The 17,241-nt window shown below is 69.9% G+C and carries 18 protein-coding genes, 1 tRNA gene and 1 pseudogene; 9 read left to right on the forward strand and 11 right to left on the reverse strand.

Features of this window, described 5'->3' with window-relative positions; translation table 11 throughout:
- Positions 1-80: 80 nt before the first annotated feature.
- The 4 genes and pseudogenes from ettA to ACWDOP_RS21185 all read right to left on the reverse strand — a co-directional run.
- Positions 81-1,550 (reverse strand): annotated as a pseudogene (gene ettA / locus ACWDOP_RS21170) (energy-dependent translational throttle protein EttA); the annotation flags it as partial.
- Positions 1,551-1,560: 10 nt separating this feature from the next.
- Positions 1,561-2,010: a single-stranded DNA-binding protein gene (locus tag ACWDOP_RS21175; RefSeq protein WP_454208870.1), complete on the reverse strand. Its 450-nt coding sequence runs from the start codon at positions 2,008-2,010 to the stop codon at positions 1,561-1,563.
- Positions 2,011-2,217: 207 nt separating this feature from the next.
- Complete coding sequence (locus tag ACWDOP_RS21180) at positions 2,218-3,192, reverse strand: threonine/serine dehydratase (protein WP_454208871.1); 975 nt, start codon at positions 3,190-3,192, stop codon at positions 2,218-2,220.
- Positions 3,189-5,228 (reverse strand): cytochrome c oxidase assembly protein, encoded by a 2,040-nt coding sequence (locus ACWDOP_RS21185; RefSeq protein WP_456346453.1) that lies wholly within the window; start codon positions 5,226-5,228, stop codon positions 3,189-3,191. The genes ACWDOP_RS21180 and ACWDOP_RS21185 overlap by 4 nt, the downstream gene beginning before the upstream one ends.
- 204 nt (positions 5,229-5,432) lie before the next feature.
- Here ACWDOP_RS21185 and ACWDOP_RS21190 point away from each other — a divergent pair.
- The 3 genes from ACWDOP_RS21190 (at position 5,433) to ACWDOP_RS21200 (ending at position 6,894) form a co-directional block, all read left to right on the forward strand.
- Positions 5,433-5,506: transfer RNA gene (locus ACWDOP_RS21190), tRNA-Arg, on the forward strand.
- Positions 5,507-5,871: 365 nt separating this feature from the next.
- Positions 5,872-6,333 (forward strand): hypothetical protein, encoded by a 462-nt coding sequence (locus ACWDOP_RS21195; protein ID WP_456346454.1) that lies wholly within the window; start codon positions 5,872-5,874, stop codon positions 6,331-6,333.
- Between the two features lie 126 nt (positions 6,334-6,459).
- The gene (locus ACWDOP_RS21200) at positions 6,460-6,894 is read left to right on the forward strand and encodes a hypothetical protein (RefSeq protein WP_456346455.1); all 435 of its coding nucleotides are present in this window, start codon (positions 6,460-6,462) and stop codon (positions 6,892-6,894) included.
- A gap of 140 nt (positions 6,895-7,034) precedes the next feature.
- Here ACWDOP_RS21200 and ACWDOP_RS21205 read toward each other — a convergent pair whose 3' ends face one another.
- Positions 7,035-7,547 (reverse strand): DUF6328 family protein, encoded by a 513-nt coding sequence (locus ACWDOP_RS21205; RefSeq protein ID WP_456346456.1) that lies wholly within the window; start codon positions 7,545-7,547, stop codon positions 7,035-7,037.
- Positions 7,548-7,691: 144 nt separating this feature from the next.
- Between ACWDOP_RS21205 and ACWDOP_RS21210 the strand changes: the two genes are divergently transcribed.
- Entirely contained in the window at positions 7,692-8,024 is a 333-nt protein-coding gene (locus ACWDOP_RS21210) for a hypothetical protein (RefSeq protein WP_454207467.1), read from the forward strand.
- A 215-nt stretch (positions 8,025-8,239) separates the two neighbouring features.
- Complete coding sequence (locus ACWDOP_RS21215) at positions 8,240-8,455, forward strand: hypothetical protein (RefSeq protein ID WP_456346457.1); 216 nt, start codon at positions 8,240-8,242, stop codon at positions 8,453-8,455.
- 91 nt (positions 8,456-8,546) lie between these two features.
- Here the strand turns inward: ACWDOP_RS21215 and ACWDOP_RS21220 are convergent, their stop codons facing one another.
- Positions 8,547-9,584 (reverse strand): beta-ketoacyl-ACP synthase III, encoded by a 1,038-nt coding sequence (locus ACWDOP_RS21220; protein ID WP_454207463.1) that lies wholly within the window; start codon positions 9,582-9,584, stop codon positions 8,547-8,549.
- 100 nt (positions 9,585-9,684) lie between these two features.
- Between ACWDOP_RS21220 and ACWDOP_RS21225 the strand changes: the two genes are divergently transcribed.
- Positions 9,685-10,266, forward strand: a complete 582-nt coding sequence (locus tag ACWDOP_RS21225) for a TetR/AcrR family transcriptional regulator (protein ID WP_454207462.1) — start codon at positions 9,685-9,687, stop codon at positions 10,264-10,266.
- A gap of 134 nt (positions 10,267-10,400) precedes the next feature.
- On the forward strand, positions 10,401-11,222 hold the full coding sequence (locus ACWDOP_RS21230; protein WP_456346458.1) for an alpha/beta fold hydrolase: 822 nt from the start codon (positions 10,401-10,403) through the stop codon (positions 11,220-11,222).
- A 141-nt stretch (positions 11,223-11,363) separates the two neighbouring features.
- Here the strand turns inward: ACWDOP_RS21230 and ACWDOP_RS21235 are convergent, their stop codons facing one another.
- Complete coding sequence (locus ACWDOP_RS21235; protein ID WP_456346459.1) at positions 11,364-11,843, reverse strand: hypothetical protein; 480 nt, start codon at positions 11,841-11,843, stop codon at positions 11,364-11,366.
- 282 nt (positions 11,844-12,125) lie between these two features.
- Between ACWDOP_RS21235 and ACWDOP_RS21240 the strand changes: the two genes are divergently transcribed.
- Together ACWDOP_RS21240 and ACWDOP_RS21245 are read left to right on the forward strand one after the other, a co-directional pair.
- Complete coding sequence (locus ACWDOP_RS21240; protein WP_454207456.1) at positions 12,126-12,728, forward strand: hypothetical protein; 603 nt, start codon at positions 12,126-12,128, stop codon at positions 12,726-12,728.
- Positions 12,729-12,804: 76 nt separating this feature from the next.
- Positions 12,805-13,146 (forward strand): hypothetical protein, encoded by a 342-nt coding sequence (locus ACWDOP_RS21245; RefSeq protein WP_456346460.1) that lies wholly within the window; start codon positions 12,805-12,807, stop codon positions 13,144-13,146.
- Between the two features lie 7 nt (positions 13,147-13,153).
- Here ACWDOP_RS21245 and ACWDOP_RS21250 read toward each other — a convergent pair whose 3' ends face one another.
- The 4 genes from ACWDOP_RS21250 to ACWDOP_RS21265 form a co-directional block, all read right to left on the reverse strand.
- On the reverse strand, positions 13,154-14,797 hold the full coding sequence (locus ACWDOP_RS21250; RefSeq protein ID WP_456346461.1) for a hypothetical protein: 1,644 nt from the start codon (positions 14,795-14,797) through the stop codon (positions 13,154-13,156).
- A gap of 151 nt (positions 14,798-14,948) precedes the next feature.
- Positions 14,949-15,221, reverse strand: coding sequence for a hypothetical protein (locus ACWDOP_RS21255; RefSeq protein ID WP_456346462.1), 273 nt, complete (start codon positions 15,219-15,221; stop codon positions 14,949-14,951).
- A 154-nt stretch (positions 15,222-15,375) separates the two neighbouring features.
- A complete protein-coding gene (locus ACWDOP_RS21260; protein ID WP_456346463.1) occupies positions 15,376-16,284 on the reverse strand; it encodes a LysR family transcriptional regulator in 909 nt (302 codons plus the stop codon).
- Between the two features lie 65 nt (positions 16,285-16,349).
- The gene (locus tag ACWDOP_RS21265) at positions 16,350-17,093 is read right to left on the reverse strand and encodes an HD domain-containing protein (RefSeq protein ID WP_456346464.1); all 744 of its coding nucleotides are present in this window, start codon (positions 17,091-17,093) and stop codon (positions 16,350-16,352) included.
- Positions 17,094-17,241 lie beyond the last annotated feature (148 nt).

The following is a 17,241-nucleotide window of genomic DNA, read 5'->3' on the forward strand; positions in this document are numbered from 1 at the left end:
GGTGGGTGTCGTCGCGGTGCTGCTGTGGTCGCAGGCGCAGAACCTGGCCCAGCTGTACCTCGCCTTCACCCTCATCGGGGGCCGGGGAAGTTCTCCAGCGCGTTCTCCAGCGAGCCCAGGGTCTCGACGTCGAGGTCGTTGGTGGGCTCGTCGAGAAGGATCAGGTTGCCGCCCTGCTTGAGGGTCAGCGCGAGGTTCAGGCGGTTGCGCTCACCACCGGAGAGCACCCCGGCCGGCTTCTGCTGATCCGGGCCCTTGAAGCCGAACGCCGAAACGTAGGCGCGCGAAGGCATTTCCTGGTTGCCGACCTGGATGAAGTCCAGGCCGTCGGACACGACCTGCCAGACGTTCTTGTTCGGGTCGATGCCGGCGCGGTTCTGGTCGACGTAGCTCAGCGAGACCGTCTCACCGACCTTCACGGTGCCGCTGTCCGGCTGCTCCAGGCCGACAATCGTCTTGAACAGCGTCGACTTACCGACACCGTTCGGGCCGATGACGCCGACGATGCCGTTGCGCGGCAGGCTGAACGACAGATCCTTGATGAGCACGCGATCGCCGAAGCCCTTGTCCAGGTGCTCGACCTCGACCACGATGCTGCCCAGGCGCGGACCCGCGGGGATCTGGATCTCCTCGAAGTCCAACTTGCGCATCTTGTCGGCCTCGGCGGCCATTTCCTCGTAGCGGCCCAGACGCGCCTTGTTCTTGGCCTGACGCGCCTTGGCGCCGGAGCGAACCCAGGCGAGCTCGTCCTTGAGGCGCTTCTGCAGCTTCTGGTCCTTCTTGCCCTGCACCTCGAGGCGCTCGGCCTTCTTCTCCAGGTAGGTGGAGTAGTTGCCCTCGTAGGGGAAGGTGCGGCCGCGATCGAGCTCGAGGATCCACTCGGCCACGTTGTCCAGGAAGTACCGGTCGTGGGTGACCGCGAGGACGGCGCCCGGGTACTTGGCCAGGAACTGCTCGAGCCAGAGCACCGATTCGGCGTCGAGGTGGTTGGTGGGCTCGTCGAGCAGCAGCAGGTCGGGCTGGCTCAGCAGCAGCTTGCACAGCGCGACACGGCGGCGCTCACCACCGGAGAGGTTGGTGACGGGCTCCTCCGGCGGCGGGCAGCGCAGCGCGTCCATGGCCTGCTCGAGCTGGGAGTCGATGTCCCACGCGTCGGCGTGATCGAGCTCCTCCTGGAGCTTGCCCATCTCCTCCATGAGTTCATCGGAGTAGTCGGTGGCCATGAGCTCGGCGATCTCGTTGAAGCGGTCCAGCTTCACCTTGATCTCGCCGAGGCCCTCCTCGACGTTGCCGCGCACGGTCTTCGCCTCGTTGAGTTCCGGCTCCTGCATGAGGATGCCGACGGTCGCGCCCGGCGCCAGCCAGGCATCGCCGTTGTTCGGCTGGTCCAGTCCGGCCATGATCTTCAGGACGCTCGACTTACCCGCGCCGTTCGGGCCGACGACACCGATCTTGGCGCCGGGCAGGAAGTTCAAGGTCACGTTATCGAGCACGACCTTGTCGCCATGCGCCTTTCGAACCTTGGTCATCTGGTAAATGAACTCAGCCATATGGGCAAGCCTAACTGTGTTGAGTTGCCGGTTCTCCGGCGCGGTCGGCATCGGCGGGGGGCTGTGCGGCCGGTGTGGGCAGGTCGGCGTGGCCGAAGTGTTTTCGCTGGACGGGGGCGACGCAACGGCCCAGGTCCGGCCCGAGCGCGGTGGCGCGCATCTCGAGGTCGGTGCGCTCCACACCGTCCCGGGTCGTGTACTCGTTCGAGCGCAGTTGACCGTAGGCGATGATCGGATCGCCGCGCTGCAGGGAGGCTTCCACGCCCTCCGCGAAGCGCTGCTTCCAGCAGGTGACGGTGAGATAGAGCGTACCGCCGTCGACCCACGCGCTGTGCGCGGCGTCGTAGCGGCGGGTGGTGCTGGCCAGGCGGAAGCTGAGCATCTGCTCGCCGCTGGGCAGTTGCCTGCGCACCGGATGCGTGACCACCCGGCCGATCACGGTGGTGTTGGCCTCGTACATCGCTGTCCCCCTCGCTGTTTCACCGAACTGTCCGACCCCTCCAGCGTGACCGCCGGCACCCACCCGCACCAGCGGCTATGACAGATTGTGGACAACCTCGCCCGATGTGAACAGCCGCTGCGCCAAAACCCCGCCGCCGTGACGACCGCGCGCTCGATCGGCCCATCGCGCCCAGCGAGTGCGGCGGGAGGTCTCCGCGCCCGACTCCTACAGCGTGGCGAGGTCGGTGTTCGCCCCGCACAGCACGATGACCGGCCGCTCCCCCGGCGCCGGGACGTACACCCCGCTCTGGATGGCGGCCAGCGCCGTCGCGCCGGCCGGCTCGACCACGATGCGGAACTCGCGCCACAGGTACTCCCGCGCCATCACGATCGCGTCGTCGCTCACCAGCAGCGACCGCACCTGATAGCGCTGGGCCACCTCCATCGCGATGGCGCCGATCCGGTTCGCGCCCAGGGCATCCGAGGCCACACTCGACACGTCGACGTCCACCGGGTGACCCGCGGCGAGCGCGGCGTGCAGGGTCGGCGCGCCCTGTGGCTCCACGCCGATGACCCGCCCGCGCAGTCCCAGCGCCACCGCGATCCCGGCCACCAGACCGCCGCCGCCGACCGCGACCAGCACCGGCGGCCTGCCGCGCACCTGCTCCTCGATCTCCAGCCCGACCACGCCCGCGCCCGCCACGATCTCGGGCAGGTCGTAGGCGTGCAGCTGCATCGCGCCGCGCTCACCGGCGAGTTTGCAGGCGTAGCGGTGCGCCTCGGCGTAAGTGGTTCCGTGCCACAGCACTTCGGCCCCGTGCGACCACATGGCCGCGACCTTGGTGTGCGGCGCGGACTCGGGCACCACCACCGTGCAGGACAGTCCGCGCAGCGCGCTGGCCAGCGCCGCGGCGATGCCGGCGTTACCGCCGGAGGCGATCACCACCTTGCCGGTGCGGGAACCGGACTGCAGCAGCGCGTTCAGGCAGCCGCGCACCTTGAAGGTGCCGCCGTGCTGCAGATGCTCGAGCTTCAGCGTGACCGGGATCGGCCCGCGCGGGCCGAGCACCTCGGTGTGGAAGACCGGCGTCTTGCGGGTGTGCCCGAGCAGCAGCCTGCGCGCCCGGCGCACGTCGGATCGGTACAGCCGCTTGATCTTCCGAGCCCGGTGCTCGGGTGGTGCGGGACGGCGATCACTCACTTGCGAACCTCTCGATCGCGACGGGCCAGCTCGGCGTACATGGCGTTGTACGCGGCCAGATCCGCGTCGTCATCACGCTCGGCGGCGCGATCCAGCCGGGTGGCCAGTCGCTTGTCGCTGCGCGACCACTGAATGAGCAGCGCGAGCATCACCACCACCAGTGGGATCTCACCGCTGGCCCACGCGAGGCTACCGCCGGTGTGCTGATCGTCGAGCAGGTTGTTGTTCCAGCCCAGGCCGAGCCCGCGGTAGAACCAGCCGCCCAGCACCGTGGTCATGCTCATCAGCGCGATGCCGAAGAATGCGTGGAAGGGCAGCGACCCGAACACCATGCCCAGCTTGGCGAGCGGCTCGACCTGGCGCGGTTTCGGATCGATGCCGATGACCACCCAGTAGAAGAGGTACCCGCTCAGCAGGAAGTGGAGGTTCATCAGCAGGTGCGCGCCGTGCGAGCCGACGAACTGGTCGAAGACCCCGCCCAGGTAGAGCACGTAGAAACCGGCGACGAAGAAGACCGAGGCCACCACCGGCTGGGTCATGAAGCGGGACACCGGGTTGTGGACCCCGGCCAGGATCCACTCGCGGGGTCCGGGCGGGGCGTCCCGGCCCGCGGGCGGCAGCGCGCGCAGGGCCAGCAGCACCGGGCCGCCCAGGGCGAACAGGATCGGCGCGAGCATGGACAGCATCATGTGCTGGCCCATGTGCACGCTGAACATGGCCGGGGCGTAGCGGCCGATGCCGGAGCTGGTGCCGATCAGCAGCACCGCGCACCCGGACATCCAGGCGATGGTCCGGCCCATCGGCCAGGCGTCGCCGCGGGCGCGCAGGCGCAGGACGCCGCGCAGGTACACCACGGCCAGCACGAGGGCGAGCGTGCCGAAGATCAGATCGAAGCGCCAGTCGAGCAGCAGGCGCGCGGCGGTGGGCGGGCCGGCGAGGTTATAGCCGATCTCCACCTCGGCCGGGGTGGGCACCGAGCGCGGATCCGGGGGCGGCGTGCGGCCGAGGCCGACCGCGATGCCGAAGGTCGCCGCGAAGACGAGGGCCTCGACGCCCGCGAAGCGGATCAGCGCGCCGCGATCGCCGGGATCGCGTTCCAGGGCGGGCAGTGCGCGGCGGCGCTGCGCGAGCCCGATCAGGCCGAGCAGCAGCAGGGCGGCGGTCTTGGCGAGCACCAGCCGGCCGTAGGTCGTGGTGAACAGCTCGCCGAACGGCACCCGCACCCAGGCGTTGATCACGCCGCTGATCGCGATGACCACGATCGCGATCGTGGCGACCCGGGAGAAGCGCCGGGCGGCCAGGCCCGTGTATTTGCCCTCGCGCAGCGCGTAGGCCAGCACCGCGAACAGTCCGCCCACCCAGAAGCAGGCGGCGAGCAGATGCAGGATCAGGCTGTTGGTGGCGATGTCGTGGGCGCCGCCCGAGGACGAGTGCCCGGTCAGCGCGACCGGAAGCAAGCAGACGATGGACAGCACCAGCAGCACCGGGGTCCAGCCCCAGCGCAGCGCGAGCCGGCAGCCGACGGCCAGGGCCAGCACGAAGAACACGGTGTAGCGCCACGATCCGGCCACGTCGACCTGATTCGCGGCACGCCACACCGATTCCGGGCGCAGCGAGTCGACGAAGGGTTGCCCGGTGGTGTCCGACAGCGTCAGCGGCACCAGCAGGGCCGCGGCGCCGGCCCACACCAGCGCGGCGTTGCCCGCCCGGCGCAGCGCCCGGTACCCGCCGACGTCGAGCACCCCGTTGGGCTGCGGCGGCACGAAGAACGCCGCGAACAGCAGCGATCCGACCGCGATCGCGGCGGCGAGATCGGCGACCGCGCGGACGGCGGGCAGGCCGTACGTGGTCAGCGGTCCCGGATCGGGAATCCCCAGCAAACTCAGGGCCTGCGAGGCGGAAAGTCCGACCACCAGCGCGGCCGCCACCGCGGCCAGCGCACCCGCCATCGCTGCGACGACGGTGAAAGTCACCCCCGAGCCCGACCGGTGCGCCTGAACCTCAGCTGCTGCGGGCGAGTCCTGCGGTGACGACATACGCTCAGGGTAGTTCGGAGCGGGGGTCCGGACTTCCCGGGGGTTTACGGTCCTGCGGTCTGCACTACCGGCCCGACGCGCCGATCGGTTGCTAGCTAAGCGCACTTACCTAATCTGGACGCTCGCTATACTCAACGCGCTGGACACCGCGCCCGATATGGGCAATGGTGTTTGGTGGCCGCATCGCCCACGATGCACCGCGCTGCCTCCGTAGCTCAGTTGGATAGAGCAAGGGCCTTCTAATCCCTAGGTCGCAGGTTCGATTCCTGCCGGGGGCGCCGAGACCTCTGACCTGTGCCCACAAGCCAGGTTCAGAGGTACCCGCCGCACGCGCCCGCCAAACCGCAAGCGCGCCAGTCTTTCTCCCGTACCCCGCGCGCGTCGGCGCGCCGTGCGCACGGGTCCGCGCCGAAACCCCCGGCGCCGGGCCCCGACTCACGAGCACCGGGACGGCACCGCCGCCGGGGAACACGCCGAGGGTGCGCGCCACGCCCGAGCCGGGTACCGACAAATCATCGATCCGGCAACGAGGAGTTACCGGACGCCGGCCGCGCCGCGGCGGGGTGAGACGGGACCCGGCCCCGGGGTTGCGCGCTATTTCGCCGACCGGCGAAGGTGGCACGCCCGTACGTAAACTGCGACCGTGTCAGACCAATGGATGCGCCTGCAATCCGCGCCACGCCCCGGAATCATATTGACGCTGGGCGGCGCGGTCGCCGTCGGCGCGGCGCTGTTCGCGCCGTTGTTCGGCACCACGAAACGGCTCGAGAACCGGCGCAGCGAAAGAACGAACTACTCGCTCTGGGACCTGCGGGACGCCGCGCCGAATGTCGGCTGGCTGCTGGCCGGACTCCTGCTGCTCCTCGCCATTACCGCGGTTCTCCAGAAACATCCCTCCCCCACGGTGAATCGCGTGGTCCTGACCCTGGCCGTCGCCGAGTCCGCCGGTCTCCTGCTGGCGACGACGATGGCCTTCACCCAATTGTCGGAGAAGCTGAGCAAGCCCCTCGAATTCCGCTGGGGCCTCCTGCTTCTCACACTGGCGGTGGGCGCCCTGATTTCGGGCGCGAGCAGCCTGCGAGCCGAGGCCGAATCCGGTCATTGACGCGGCGAATTCGGATACTCTGCGAAGTTGTTCGCATATTCGAAAGCGCCCCTTGTTGAAACAAGCGTGTTTCACTACTGTTCGGACCGGGTGGCCACCTGGCCGCCGGAAAGAAGTAGTGGAGATATGACGAAACTTTCGATCGGAACTCTGGCCGCGGTGGGGCTGACCGCGGCGCTCGCGCCCGTGCTGCTGGCCGCGCCGGCGTCGGCGCAGGTGACCGGCGCCAAGGTCGAAGGCGCCGAGACGGGCAAGGACTGCGTCGTCGGGGCCACCGCCTGCCGCATTGTGGTGACGGTCTCGGGCTCGGACGCGACGAGTCCGGTCACCATCACGGCCAACGGCGCCGTCGTCGCCAACGCCGTCACCCCCACCGGCGGATCGGTGAACGTGCCGTGGACGCCGCCCGCGAACGGCAAGTACGAGATCGTCATCACCCAGGGCTCCGCGAATTCGACGCTGTCCGTTGGCGTTCCGGGCCGGGCCGAGAGCAACACCGTCCTGCCGGGCGGGATCACCGACATCATCAAGGCACTGACCGGTTCGGCCGGCGCCAAGTAGACCGCGCCGGGCGCGAACGTTCACGCAACCTGTCCGCTGCGTGACCGGCCGCGCCCAGGCCGCCCCCAACGGGCCCCGCCCTCCCCCTCGGAGGCGGGGCCCGTTCTCGTTCGCGGGCACGAAGTCTCGCGCCGGTCGGGTCAGTTCACCGTGGAGCCGGACGCGGGCCGGGTCGTGCGGCGTTGCCGCAGCGGGTGCACCATCCAGACGACGGTGAAGGTCAGCCCGAAGACCGCCCCGGCCACCACTCCGGCCCGGGCGCCGGCGACAGCGTCGAAGATGAGCGCGGCCACCCCGGTGAGGGTGATCCCGAGCAGGCAGAGGCCGGCGATGGCGTAGCGGTGCGCGGTCAGCACCACACTCGCCAAACGACCGCGCCGGAACAGCATTCGATGCGCGGCCACGGGCGCGGTCAGGCATACCGTCGCGGTCAGCGAGGCCGCCATGATCACCAGGTACAGCACCCGCCACGGTTCGGAGAGATCGGCGAACCTGCTCTGGAACGGCAGGGTGACCAGGAACCCGGTCAGCAGCTGCACTCCGGTCTGCACCACGCGCAGTTCCTGCATGAGGCTGTTCCAATTGCGGTCCAGCCGTTCGATTTCGGTCTCGCCGCGATCCCGGCGGCCGGGGCTGTCAGCGGCGCGGGTCACGAAACGAACCCCGGAGCGCCGCTGTCCGGCCGATGTCGAGCATGGTGCGGCCTCCTTCATCGGATCCGCAATACCCGTACAAATCCAGACTATTCGGTCGAACGACGCGCGTTTGATCGGGTGGGGCGCGGGAAATGCGGAGCCATGAACAGTCATCGCACGCGACGCCGCCGGGCGCCCCTGGTGCTCTCCGGACTGCTGGCGGCGCTGCTGCTCGGCGCCTGCACCGAGGCCGAGGAAATCGTGAACAAGGGGGGCGACACGCCCTGCAGCGAGTTCACCGAGCAGTCCCGGGACAAGCAGCGCATCACCGTGCGCAAATACCTCGAGCAGGACAGCTCCACCTCGGACCCGAACCCCGACACCATCGACGCCTCGATCACCGCCATCGGGCTCATGTGTGAAGCGCAGGCCAACCCGGACACCCCCATCCGCAACGCGGACCTGACCGGAATCCTGGTGCCCAAGAACAACTGAGGGCACGGGTCGCGATAGGGACCGCAGCCCGGAATTCGCCCGGAACCGGACCGATTCGCGGACGTCCCGTCCGCATCACGGGCATCACCGGTGACGGACTCCGCGAAACGCCCAAGCGACCGGCGCGAATACATACCGCTCGACCACTGACTTTTCGTGCCAAGACCGCGCACAAACGTCGATCACCACGGTTTTCGCGGCTAGCGTTGCGACCCATGCAGGGACCCGACGCCCAGCGCTTGCTGGCGGAGATTCTGAATCGCTACGGAAGTCTGGATGCCTTCATAGACAGCCTGCGGCGCGGCGCCGATCGTCCCACCACGGAGCTGCCTCGCATCTCCGACTCCGACATAGCGGGGCGGGCGCAGCCGCTGTTCGCGCCGCCCTTCGCCGCGCCCGCCGGCGGCGGCAGGCACGCGCGGCCGGACTGAGCGCGGCACTCGAACTCCCGATATCCATTCGTTCACCACGGGCCCCGGCGCGATCACCTCGCGCCGGGGCCCGTTTTCCGTGGTGCGCGGATCAGGAGATGGCGGGCAGGGTGATGACCTGGCCCGCGTAGGCCAGCCCGGCGCCGAAGCCGAGCAGCAGCGCGGTGTCCCCCGCTTTGGCGCCACCCGAGCGCAACAACTGCTCCATCGCCATGGGAATCGAAGCGGCGCTGGTGTTTCCGGTCTCGACGATGTCGCGGGCGACCGCGATGTTCTCCGGCATGTGCAGCGCGCGGGTCAGCGCGTCGGTGATCCGGCTGTTGGCCTGGTGCGGAACGAAGGCGTCGAGGTCCTCGACGCTCACGCCCGCCTTGTCCAGCGCGTCCCGGCACGCCTTCTCCAAAAAGGTGACGGCCCAGCGGAAGACAGCGGTGCCGTTCATCCGAATGTAGGGGCGCACGGTCGTCCCGCCGCTCGCCTCGGCGGCGGCGACCTCGGCGAAGTACTGCGCGAAGTCCTTGTCCTGCTTGATGGCCGCGGTCTGGCTGCCGTCCGAGCCCCAGGCCACCGGTCCGATGCCCTCGGTGTCCGACGGTCCGACCACGACCGCGCCCGCACCGTCCGCGAAGATGAACGCGCAGGTCCGGTCGCTGGTGTCGAGCAGGTCCGAGAGCCGCTCGACGCCGATCACCAGCACGTACCGGGCCTGGCCCGCACGCACCAGGGCCGCGGCGTTGCCGAGGGCGTAGCAGAAGCCCGCGCAGCCGGCCGAGACGTCGTAGGCGGCGGTGTCCTGCATGCCGAGTTCGGTCGCGACCACCGCGCCCGCCGACGGCCCGAGCACCATCTGCGACGAGGTCGCGAGCACGACCGCGTCGATCTGCTCGGCGGTGATGCCCGCTGCGGTGAGGGCGTCACGCGCGGCGGCGGTGCTCATGGAGACGATGGTCTCGTCCGAATCGGCCCAGTGCCGGGACTCGATGCCGGAACGGGTGCGGATCCATTCGTCCGAGGAGTCGATGCGGTCGACGATCTCGGCGTTGGGGACTACCCGGCGGGGTCGATAGACACCCAGGCCGAGGGTGGCGGCATGGGTCACCGGGGCTGCGGTGGCGATGTGGGCGGGCATGGTGTTCCTCTCCGAATGAACCGATCGGTTCACAGAGATACGTCTAACATGAACCGATCGGTTCAAGCAAGGGTTGACGGTAAAAGTTGGAGGACCATTCATGACTGCGGGACCTCGGGCTCGGCTGATCGCGAGCACGATCGCGACGGTGCAGGAGCACGGCGTGCACGCGGCGGGCCTCAGTGAACTGCTCAAGCGCAGCAATGCCTCACGGAACTCGCTCTATCAGCACTTCCCCGCCGGCAAGGGGGAACTCGTCGAGGCGGCGGCACGCATCGTGTCCCGCGTGGTGTACTCGCACGTCAGCCGGATGGCCGACGCGCTGGCCACCGCGACCTCCCCCGAGCAGTGGCTCGACGATCTACTCGCGTTCTGGCGCATGGAACTCGAATCCAGCGACTATCGGGCCGGTTCGTTCATGATGGCCGCGGCCCTGGACGAACTCGATCCGACCGTGCAGTCCGCCGCGGGCCAGGCCTTCGCCGAGTGGACCGCCCGGCTGGCCGACGGCCTGGTGAGCGCGGGCATCGACCGCGCGGCCGCCTGCTCGCTCGCGGGCCTGCTGCTCTCGATCATCGAGGGCGCGATCGTGCAGTCCCGCGCGCTGAAATCGAGCCACCCCTTCGACGACGCTCGCAACCAGTTCGCCGTCCTGCTGCGGCACCACCTCGCGAACGGCTGAGCCCGCACCCTATTGGTGACCCAAGTCACAATCGAATCGTCGAGCCCTCCGATGAATCCCGGATTCGGCCGCCGTCTCGACATCCGACGGCACAACACCTTTGGCCGCAGGTATTCGAGGAAAGGCGCCCGACAATGGAGACCATCGTTACTCCGGCCGGAAACACCATCGCGTTCGATCGCGTCACGGGCAGCGGGGCCGGAACGGTGATTCTGATCGGCGGGGCCTTCAGCTATCGGCAGTTCCCCAAAATGGTGGAACTGGCCCAGCGACTGGCCGACGACTACGGCCTGACCGTCATCAATTACGACCGCCGCGGCCGCGGTGACAGCACCGACACCCCCGGCGTGTACGACGTCGAGAACGAGATCGACGATCTCGCCGCCCTGGTGGCGGAAGTCGGCGGCGCGGCCTCGCTGTTCGGCTGGTCCTCGGGCGCGGGCCTCGCGCTGCGGGCCGCGGCCTCGGGCCGGGTCCCGGGCATCACCAAGGTCGTGGCCTTCGAGCCGCCGTTCGTGGTGAATCACGAAAACTTCGTTCCCGCCGCGGATCTGGCGTCCACACTGCACACGCTGGTCAAGGAGGACAGGCGCGCCGAGACGGTGAAGTTCTACATGACCAAGGCGATGGGCATTCCCCGATTCTTCACCGCTGTCATGCCCTTCACCCCGATGTGGAAGAACCTGCTCGCCACCGCGAGTTCGACGCCGCACTGCTGGGCGGTGATGGAGCCGTTCATGCGCGGCGAGGCGTTGCGCGAGCGGGATTGGGCCGGGGTCACGGTCCCGACGCTGGTCATTTCCGGCGGCAAGAGCGACAAACTGCTGCGCACCGCCGCCCGCGCCATCACCGAGGTGCTGCCCGACGCACGGCACGTGGAACTGCCCAAGCTGAGCCACAATCCGAATATCGGCATGCTCACCCCGCCCGCGGGCGAGTTCCTCGTCTCCGCCTGATTCCCCGGATACCCGGCAGCCCTTCGACACCGGAGGGCTGCGATCTACGGCCTCGGGCAGACGCGCGACGGTGGACCAGAACGACACCAATGCTCTTCTGCCGCAGGTGAATCGGCAGCCGCAAGGCGCGCCGGGAGTCCGTCAGGCTCCCCCGGGCGCGCGCTCGGCGCCGCGCCGGCTCGCCGGATCCAGGACCCGCAACCCGCCGACGGCGGGCACCCATTCGGTCGAGCTCCAGCCGCCGCACCACTGCGGGCGGTTCACCCAGCTGAGCGATCGCGCGCCGCCCACGTCGCCCACCCGGACCTCCGGCGCGCACGGGGAGGCGACGAGGTACGGCGTGCCCGCGAGCGCGCGGGGCGCGGGCAACCGGGCGCACACCTGATCGGCGGCCAGCGCGAGATCCGCGGCCACGACCACGCCGATCGGCACCGGCGCCACGACGCCGGCGTGCAGCACCACCGCCACCACGGTCCACTGCTGGAAGGCAGCACCCACCTCGTCCCGGACGGCGCCGGGCGCCTCGGTCCGCGCACCGCACTGTGGCCCGGAACACGATGCGCGACCGGGCGCATGATTGCCCGAATCACAACTGCCGCCGGTGTTCTCGCTGGCGTACATACGGCCCCCTCGGGCAGCTGGCAGCGGCGGCCGAGCCGCCCGGGGGCTGGAGCGAATCGGCGCGAACCCCACCTCTACCGGGGCGAACGCGCGACCGGCAACGGTGATGGGGCGTGAGTACGAATCCGGCTCATTCTATCGTCGCCGCCCGCGCCGGCGATATAGAACTTCTTGCCGCACACGGGAATCCACCGGAGAACCAGTCGGTTTGCGAAGAGTTTTCGCGATAATTCGGGAGTCCGTTGGCGTCGTCGGCACCCGGCGCGATAACTTGGACGGGTGATGAAGGAGACCGTATCCACGATGGCGGGAGCATGGCGGGCGGGCGACGGCACCGCGGTGCCGTTCCGTGAGGCGACTATCGCGTGGGCGCTGGCCGCGCACGCCGAATTGGCCGAAACCGCAACGGGGTACGGACATTTCGTCACGGTCAACGAACTGGCCGAGCGCGTGCAGGAAACCTCGGGCGTGCACACCAAGGCCCCCACCCGCACCTGGATGGATGCCATTCTGCGCAAGGTGGCCCGGCGCTGCCACAGCGCGGGCGAACCGCCGCTCTCGGCGCTGTGCGTACGCCAGAACCACACGGTGGGCGACGCCTACAAATACGTCCTGGAACTCGCGGGCCTGCCCATTCCGGACGACCTGGAATTGCACGCGGCCTACGCCCGCTGGCAGTGCTACCAGTTCTACGGTGCGCAGATCCCGGCCGACGGCGGCGTCCCGCCGCTCACCCCGAAGGTCGCGGCCAAGCGCCGGATGACCATGGGCAAGACCGCCGCGGCGCCCGCGCCGGAGCCCGATCCCGAGCCCGTGCGCGCACCGGTGTGCTCGGACTGTTTCACCCAGTTGCCCGCCAACGGGGTCTGTTTCTACTGCGCGTGAACAATCGCGTCCTCCGCACCTGAGCAGCACCCGCGAGCACGGCCGCCGACCGGCGCGGGCGCACTACACTGACGATGTGCGCTTTCGACGGTTGATGGCCGTTCCCGTTTTCGCCCTGCTGGTTCCGCTGGGTGTGTCCGCGTGCTCGGCCGAGGGCCCGGGCAGCAAGTCGGACTGCACCATCACCGGCTGCACCATCACCTTCGACCGCGGCGTGAACGCCAAGGCCAGCGTGCTGGGTGTGGACGCCGAACTCGTTGCCGTGAACGGCAATACGGTGACGCTGCGGGTCGCCGGGCAGGAGGTGCGCGTCCCGGTCGGCGAGACCCAGCCCGCCGACGGCATGAACGTCACCGTCCAGGAGGTGACCACCGACCAGGTAGTGGTCAAGGTCGCCTCCGGGATTCAGACCGGCTGAGCCGGGCTCACGGCACGCAGGTCACCGCGATCCCGGTGACCAGCACCCGGGGATGCGGGTCGGCCAGGCACGCCCGGGGGCTGCCGTCCAGCGCGCCCGCACCGAATTCCAGTGCGGCGCTGCCGATGACGCCCCCGCCGTTGTCGATCCGGAGGAGATTCCCGGCCGCCCCGGCCACGGTGGTGCGGGCGACGGCGCCGCGCAGGACCGCGGTGTCGCCGACGTTGACGATGTTGATGCCGTTCGCGGCGACGCCCTCGATCGCGGTGTCGCGGATGTCGAAGGTGAGCGCGCCGGTGGCCGGGGCGCCGCCCGCGGGCGTATAGGCGATGACCCCGATGCCGTCGGCGCTGCATCCGCCGAAACTGGAATCGGCCACCGTCAGCTCGGTGCGCGCGTCCCGTCCGAAATTCGTTGTCACCAGACAGGTTCCGAGATTGGCCGGGACCAGCGGATTGAGAATGGCCGCCGGGAACTCCGAATGGTGCGCGCGCACGTTCTCCAGGGTGAGCGACTGCTGTGCGCCCTCGGTGCTGAGGTTGTAATTCTCGATGATGTCGCCGGTGACATTCTCGAAACTGCTGTTCCGCACCCGCACCCGGCTCACGGGGGCGCCATTGGTGCTGACGTATTCGAGGCCGTTGGCGGAGAAGTTCCCGTGGCCGTCGCGGAAATGATTGTCGTCGATGGTGATATCCATGCGCGCCCGGCCCGCGGCGTTGAGGAAGACGCCCTCGCTGTCGGCGATCCGGTTGAGCGGGGTGTCGGCCGGTGACGCGATCCGGGTCTGCGCGTTGCCGTTCAAGGCCGCGGTGAGCTGCGCCGAATCCCCGGCCTGCACCCCCAGCGCGAGCACCGAGAGTTTCAGCAGCCCGAGGTTGATGGCACGCAGATCGTTTCCGGTGACCTCGGCGTGCACCCGGCTGGTGCCGTGCGCGCGAATGTCGATGCCGTCGCCACAGGCGGTGTCGTGCACGCTGTTTCCCGCGATGCGCGTGAACCCGGCGCCCGTGGTGAAGTCGGTCATGATGGCGGCCCAGCCGTTGTTGAGCGTGACGAAGTCCGGCAGCGGCGGCACGGCCACGCCGAGCGGCAGCCCGGGCGGCAGGGTGAACGGGCCGATCATGAATCCGTCGGCGCAGCCCCGATTGGTCTGGGAGACATCGTTTCCGGTGATCACGGTGTCGACGGCGTCGTTCCCGTAGATCCCGCCGCGCCGCGCCCCGGCGATCACGAGGTTGCCGACCTCGGTGCGCTCGGCCAGCCGGACGGCGTCGCCGTCGTTCTCCCCGGTGGTGTTGGTGATGCGCGGCAGGGCCGAGCCCGCGGGCGCTCCGATGACCGGCGGGCCCTCGCCGACCAGGCGCTGCCCGGGTTTGAGTGCGATGCCGCCGTCCAACGGCGCGATATCGGGCGCGACCGCGCGCACCACGATGGTGTCTCCGGCCCGCGAGGCCGTCGCGGCGGCGGCGAGCGATCCGAAGGGCGCGTCCCGGGTTCCGGCGCCGCCGGCCGGGGCCGCCGCGCTCACGTACCAGGTGGTCGAATCCGGTTCGGCCCGAACGCCCGCCGCCGTGTGCGCGCCGCAGGCCAGCAGGGCGCAGACCAGTGCCGAGACGCGGATGACACCGCTGCCCGCCGAAATACTCATATGCGTTGCTCCGCGATGCAGACGGTGACCGGAAGTGACGTCACCCACCCTGCCAGCTCGCGCGCGGGATCGGCTATCCGGCAATGTCCCAGGAATCGTCGTCGAAACGCGGCGGTCTGCACAAACTTCGCAAGTACCCCGTATCGCAGGACTACGGGCTATCGGTCTCCGGCTGCCGCGGCGGCAGCGGATCCGGCATTTCCTCCAGGTCCGCGAGCTGCAGATGCACGAAGGCGGCTATCCGGTGCCGAGCGCCCGCCGATAGCCGTTCGATATCGGCCGCTGCCAGCACATTCGGGCCGAGCGGGGGTAGCTGAGGGGTTTCCGGCTCGGGCACGCCGGTCACCACCTCCAGACGTGGTCGCGGGGCAGGTGAGGGACGGTCTGGCTCGTCCGAGTCTGCGGCGACGGCGGTTCGCACCATTCCGTGACCATAACCCCTAGGTCGCGGCGGCGGGACCTGTTGGCGCACTTGAGCCTTCACGCTGCGAACCCTGCGAGGAAACGGTAGGCGAGCGAACGGGTGACGGATGAGACGGGTGGGAAGGGTGCGCTGGAAGTACGCTGGGCCGTGGCGATTACGCCGGGCGGCGGGCGATCGCGTAGAGATCGCGGGCCGGGCCCGCCGGCCGCTGCCCGCGCGGCCAGACCGCGCGCAGCGTGCGCTCCAGATCCAGACCCGTCACCTCGGGCGAGACCAGGGTGCCCTCGGCCAATTCGCCGGCCACCGCCAGGGAACTGAGCACCGCCGGGGCCACGCCCTCGGCGACCGCGGTCTTGATCGCGGTGGTGGAGGACAGCTCGAGCACGACCGCCGGACTCCATTCCCCGATCGCCCGGGTCATGGCTCGTTCGAACGAGATTCGGGTGCCCGATCCGGGCTCGCGATAGATGAGCGGGGTGCGCGCCAGTTCCGCCGCGCCGACCGCGCGGTGCCGCGCCAGCGAGTGGCCCGGCGCGACCACCACCACCAGGCGATCGCGCGCCACCGTGTGACTCTCCAGATCACCCGGCACCTGCGGACTTTCCACGAATCCGATCTCGGCGCGCCCCTCGAGCACCGCCCGGCCGACATCGGCGGAGTTACCCGAGACCAGCGCGATCGAGGTGTCGGGCGCGCGGGTGCGCAGGGCCACGAGCCATTTGGGGAAGAGGTATTCCGCGATGGTCGCGCTGGCCGCCACCCGCAGGCGCGAATCCCGCTGCCCGCGCAGGGTGTCGATGCCGGCGTCCAGGCGCGCGGCGGCGTCCACCACCTCGCGCGCCCATTCCGCGATCAGCGCGCCCGCGGCCGTCGGCCGGGATCCGAGGGTGGTGCGCTCCAGCACCGGGACGCCCACCAGCTGTTCCAGGTAGCGGATGCGGGAACTCGCCGACGGCTGACTGATCCCGTGCGCCTTGGCCGCGCGGCCGAGACTGCCCTGTTCGATCACCGAGAGCAGCAGCTCGAGCGCGGCCAGATCCGGGACGCGCGGCGACAGTGGCATAGATCGATCCTATGCCTCTCACCGCGCGCGCCTCGCGGCGGTGAGGCGTGTCCCGGTCCGAGCCGCTACGCCGCCGCGGCGGCCACGCGCTCGACGAGCTCGCGCCACGCCCCGAGCGGTCGCACCGTCAGGCCGACGACCTTGCCCGCGTCGTCGGCGCGGCGCAGGGCCAGGGCGGCGTCGAAGTCCGGGTCGGATTCGAAGACGAGCCGTTCCGCGGCGGTCATGGGCCCGCCCTGCGCCACCAGGGTCCGCAGGCTCGAGGCCGAGAGCGCGGCGGCATGGACGGGGTCGGCGGCGGCCAGGTAGCGCTTGGCCGTGACATGCAGCTCGACCAGCCGGGCCACCCGGTCGCCGAGGAGTCCGCGCACCGCGGCCGCGCCGTGCCGTCCGTGCCCTTCGTCGTCACCGGGGACCAGCACGTGCCCGATGTCGTGCACCAGCCCCGCGACCTGGAGTTCGGCGTCGGCGGGAAAGCTCGCGCGCAGCAGCTCCGCGCACTGCCGGTCGTGGTCCAGGATGTCGACGGGGTCCCCGCTGCGGTCGGGCATGTCCCACGCGTCGGCGCAGTCCGCCAGCAACAGCCAGAGTTCGTCCACGGTCGCGATCGCGCGGACGACCCCGGGGTGAACCCCATCGGCCCCGGCATGAACCGCGTCGGCCCCGTGTCCGGCGGTGGCGACCCCGCGATCCGCCGTGGCGACACCCGTTTCGTCAGCATCCATCGCCGCGCCGGGGATCCCCCGGCCGTCGGCGTCCGCCGCCGCTCCGGACGTGCCGCCCACCGCTGTGCCCCGTTCGCCGCTCATCGCCCCACTGTCCGGGATGTTCGTGAACGGGCGGTGTCGGCGGCGTGGCGTTATCACCCGCGAGCGCGCGCTCGATAACTCGACGACGGGGCCGTTGGCGGATGTGACGTGCGCACCGTTCCCTGACCGACTTCGGGCGAGCGGAAAG

The organism is Nocardia sp. NPDC003693, assembly GCF_053981095.1.

Excerpts from the sequence above, each read along its gene's own strand:
- ACWDOP_RS21250 (WP_456346461.1), bottom strand. The coding sequence starts at position 14,797 with ATGAGTATTTCGGCGGGCAGCGGTGTCATCCGCGTCTCGGCACTGGTC.
- ACWDOP_RS21200 (WP_456346455.1), top strand. The coding sequence starts at position 6,460 with ATGACGAAACTTTCGATCGGAACTCTGGCCGCGGTGGGGCTGACCGCG.
- ACWDOP_RS21235 (WP_456346459.1), bottom strand. The coding sequence starts at position 11,843 with ATGTACGCCAGCGAGAACACCGGCGGCAGTTGTGATTCGGGCAATCAT.
- ACWDOP_RS21185 (WP_456346453.1), bottom strand. The coding sequence starts at position 5,228 with ATGTCGTCACCGCAGGACTCGCCCGCAGCAGCTGAGGTTCAGGCGCAC.
- ACWDOP_RS21220 (WP_454207463.1), bottom strand. The coding sequence starts at position 9,584 with ATGCCCGCCCACATCGCCACCGCAGCCCCGGTGACCCATGCCGCCACC.
- ACWDOP_RS21215 (WP_456346457.1), top strand. The coding sequence starts at position 8,240 with ATGCAGGGACCCGACGCCCAGCGCTTGCTGGCGGAGATTCTGAATCGC.
- ACWDOP_RS21240 (WP_454207456.1), top strand. The coding sequence starts at position 12,126 with ATGAAGGAGACCGTATCCACGATGGCGGGAGCATGGCGGGCGGGCGAC.
- ACWDOP_RS21265 (WP_456346464.1), bottom strand. The coding sequence starts at position 17,093 with ATGAGCGGCGAACGGGGCACAGCGGTGGGCGGCACGTCCGGAGCGGCG.
- ACWDOP_RS21260 (WP_456346463.1), bottom strand. The coding sequence starts at position 16,284 with ATGCCACTGTCGCCGCGCGTCCCGGATCTGGCCGCGCTCGAGCTGCTG.
- ACWDOP_RS21230 (WP_456346458.1), top strand. The coding sequence starts at position 10,401 with ATGGAGACCATCGTTACTCCGGCCGGAAACACCATCGCGTTCGATCGC.
- ACWDOP_RS21225 (WP_454207462.1), top strand. The coding sequence starts at position 9,685 with ATGACTGCGGGACCTCGGGCTCGGCTGATCGCGAGCACGATCGCGACG.
- ACWDOP_RS21175 (WP_454208870.1), bottom strand. The coding sequence starts at position 2,010 with ATGTACGAGGCCAACACCACCGTGATCGGCCGGGTGGTCACGCATCCG.
- ACWDOP_RS21210 (WP_454207467.1), top strand. The coding sequence starts at position 7,692 with ATGAACAGTCATCGCACGCGACGCCGCCGGGCGCCCCTGGTGCTCTCC.
- ACWDOP_RS21255 (WP_456346462.1), bottom strand. The coding sequence starts at position 15,221 with ATGGTGCGAACCGCCGTCGCCGCAGACTCGGACGAGCCAGACCGTCCC.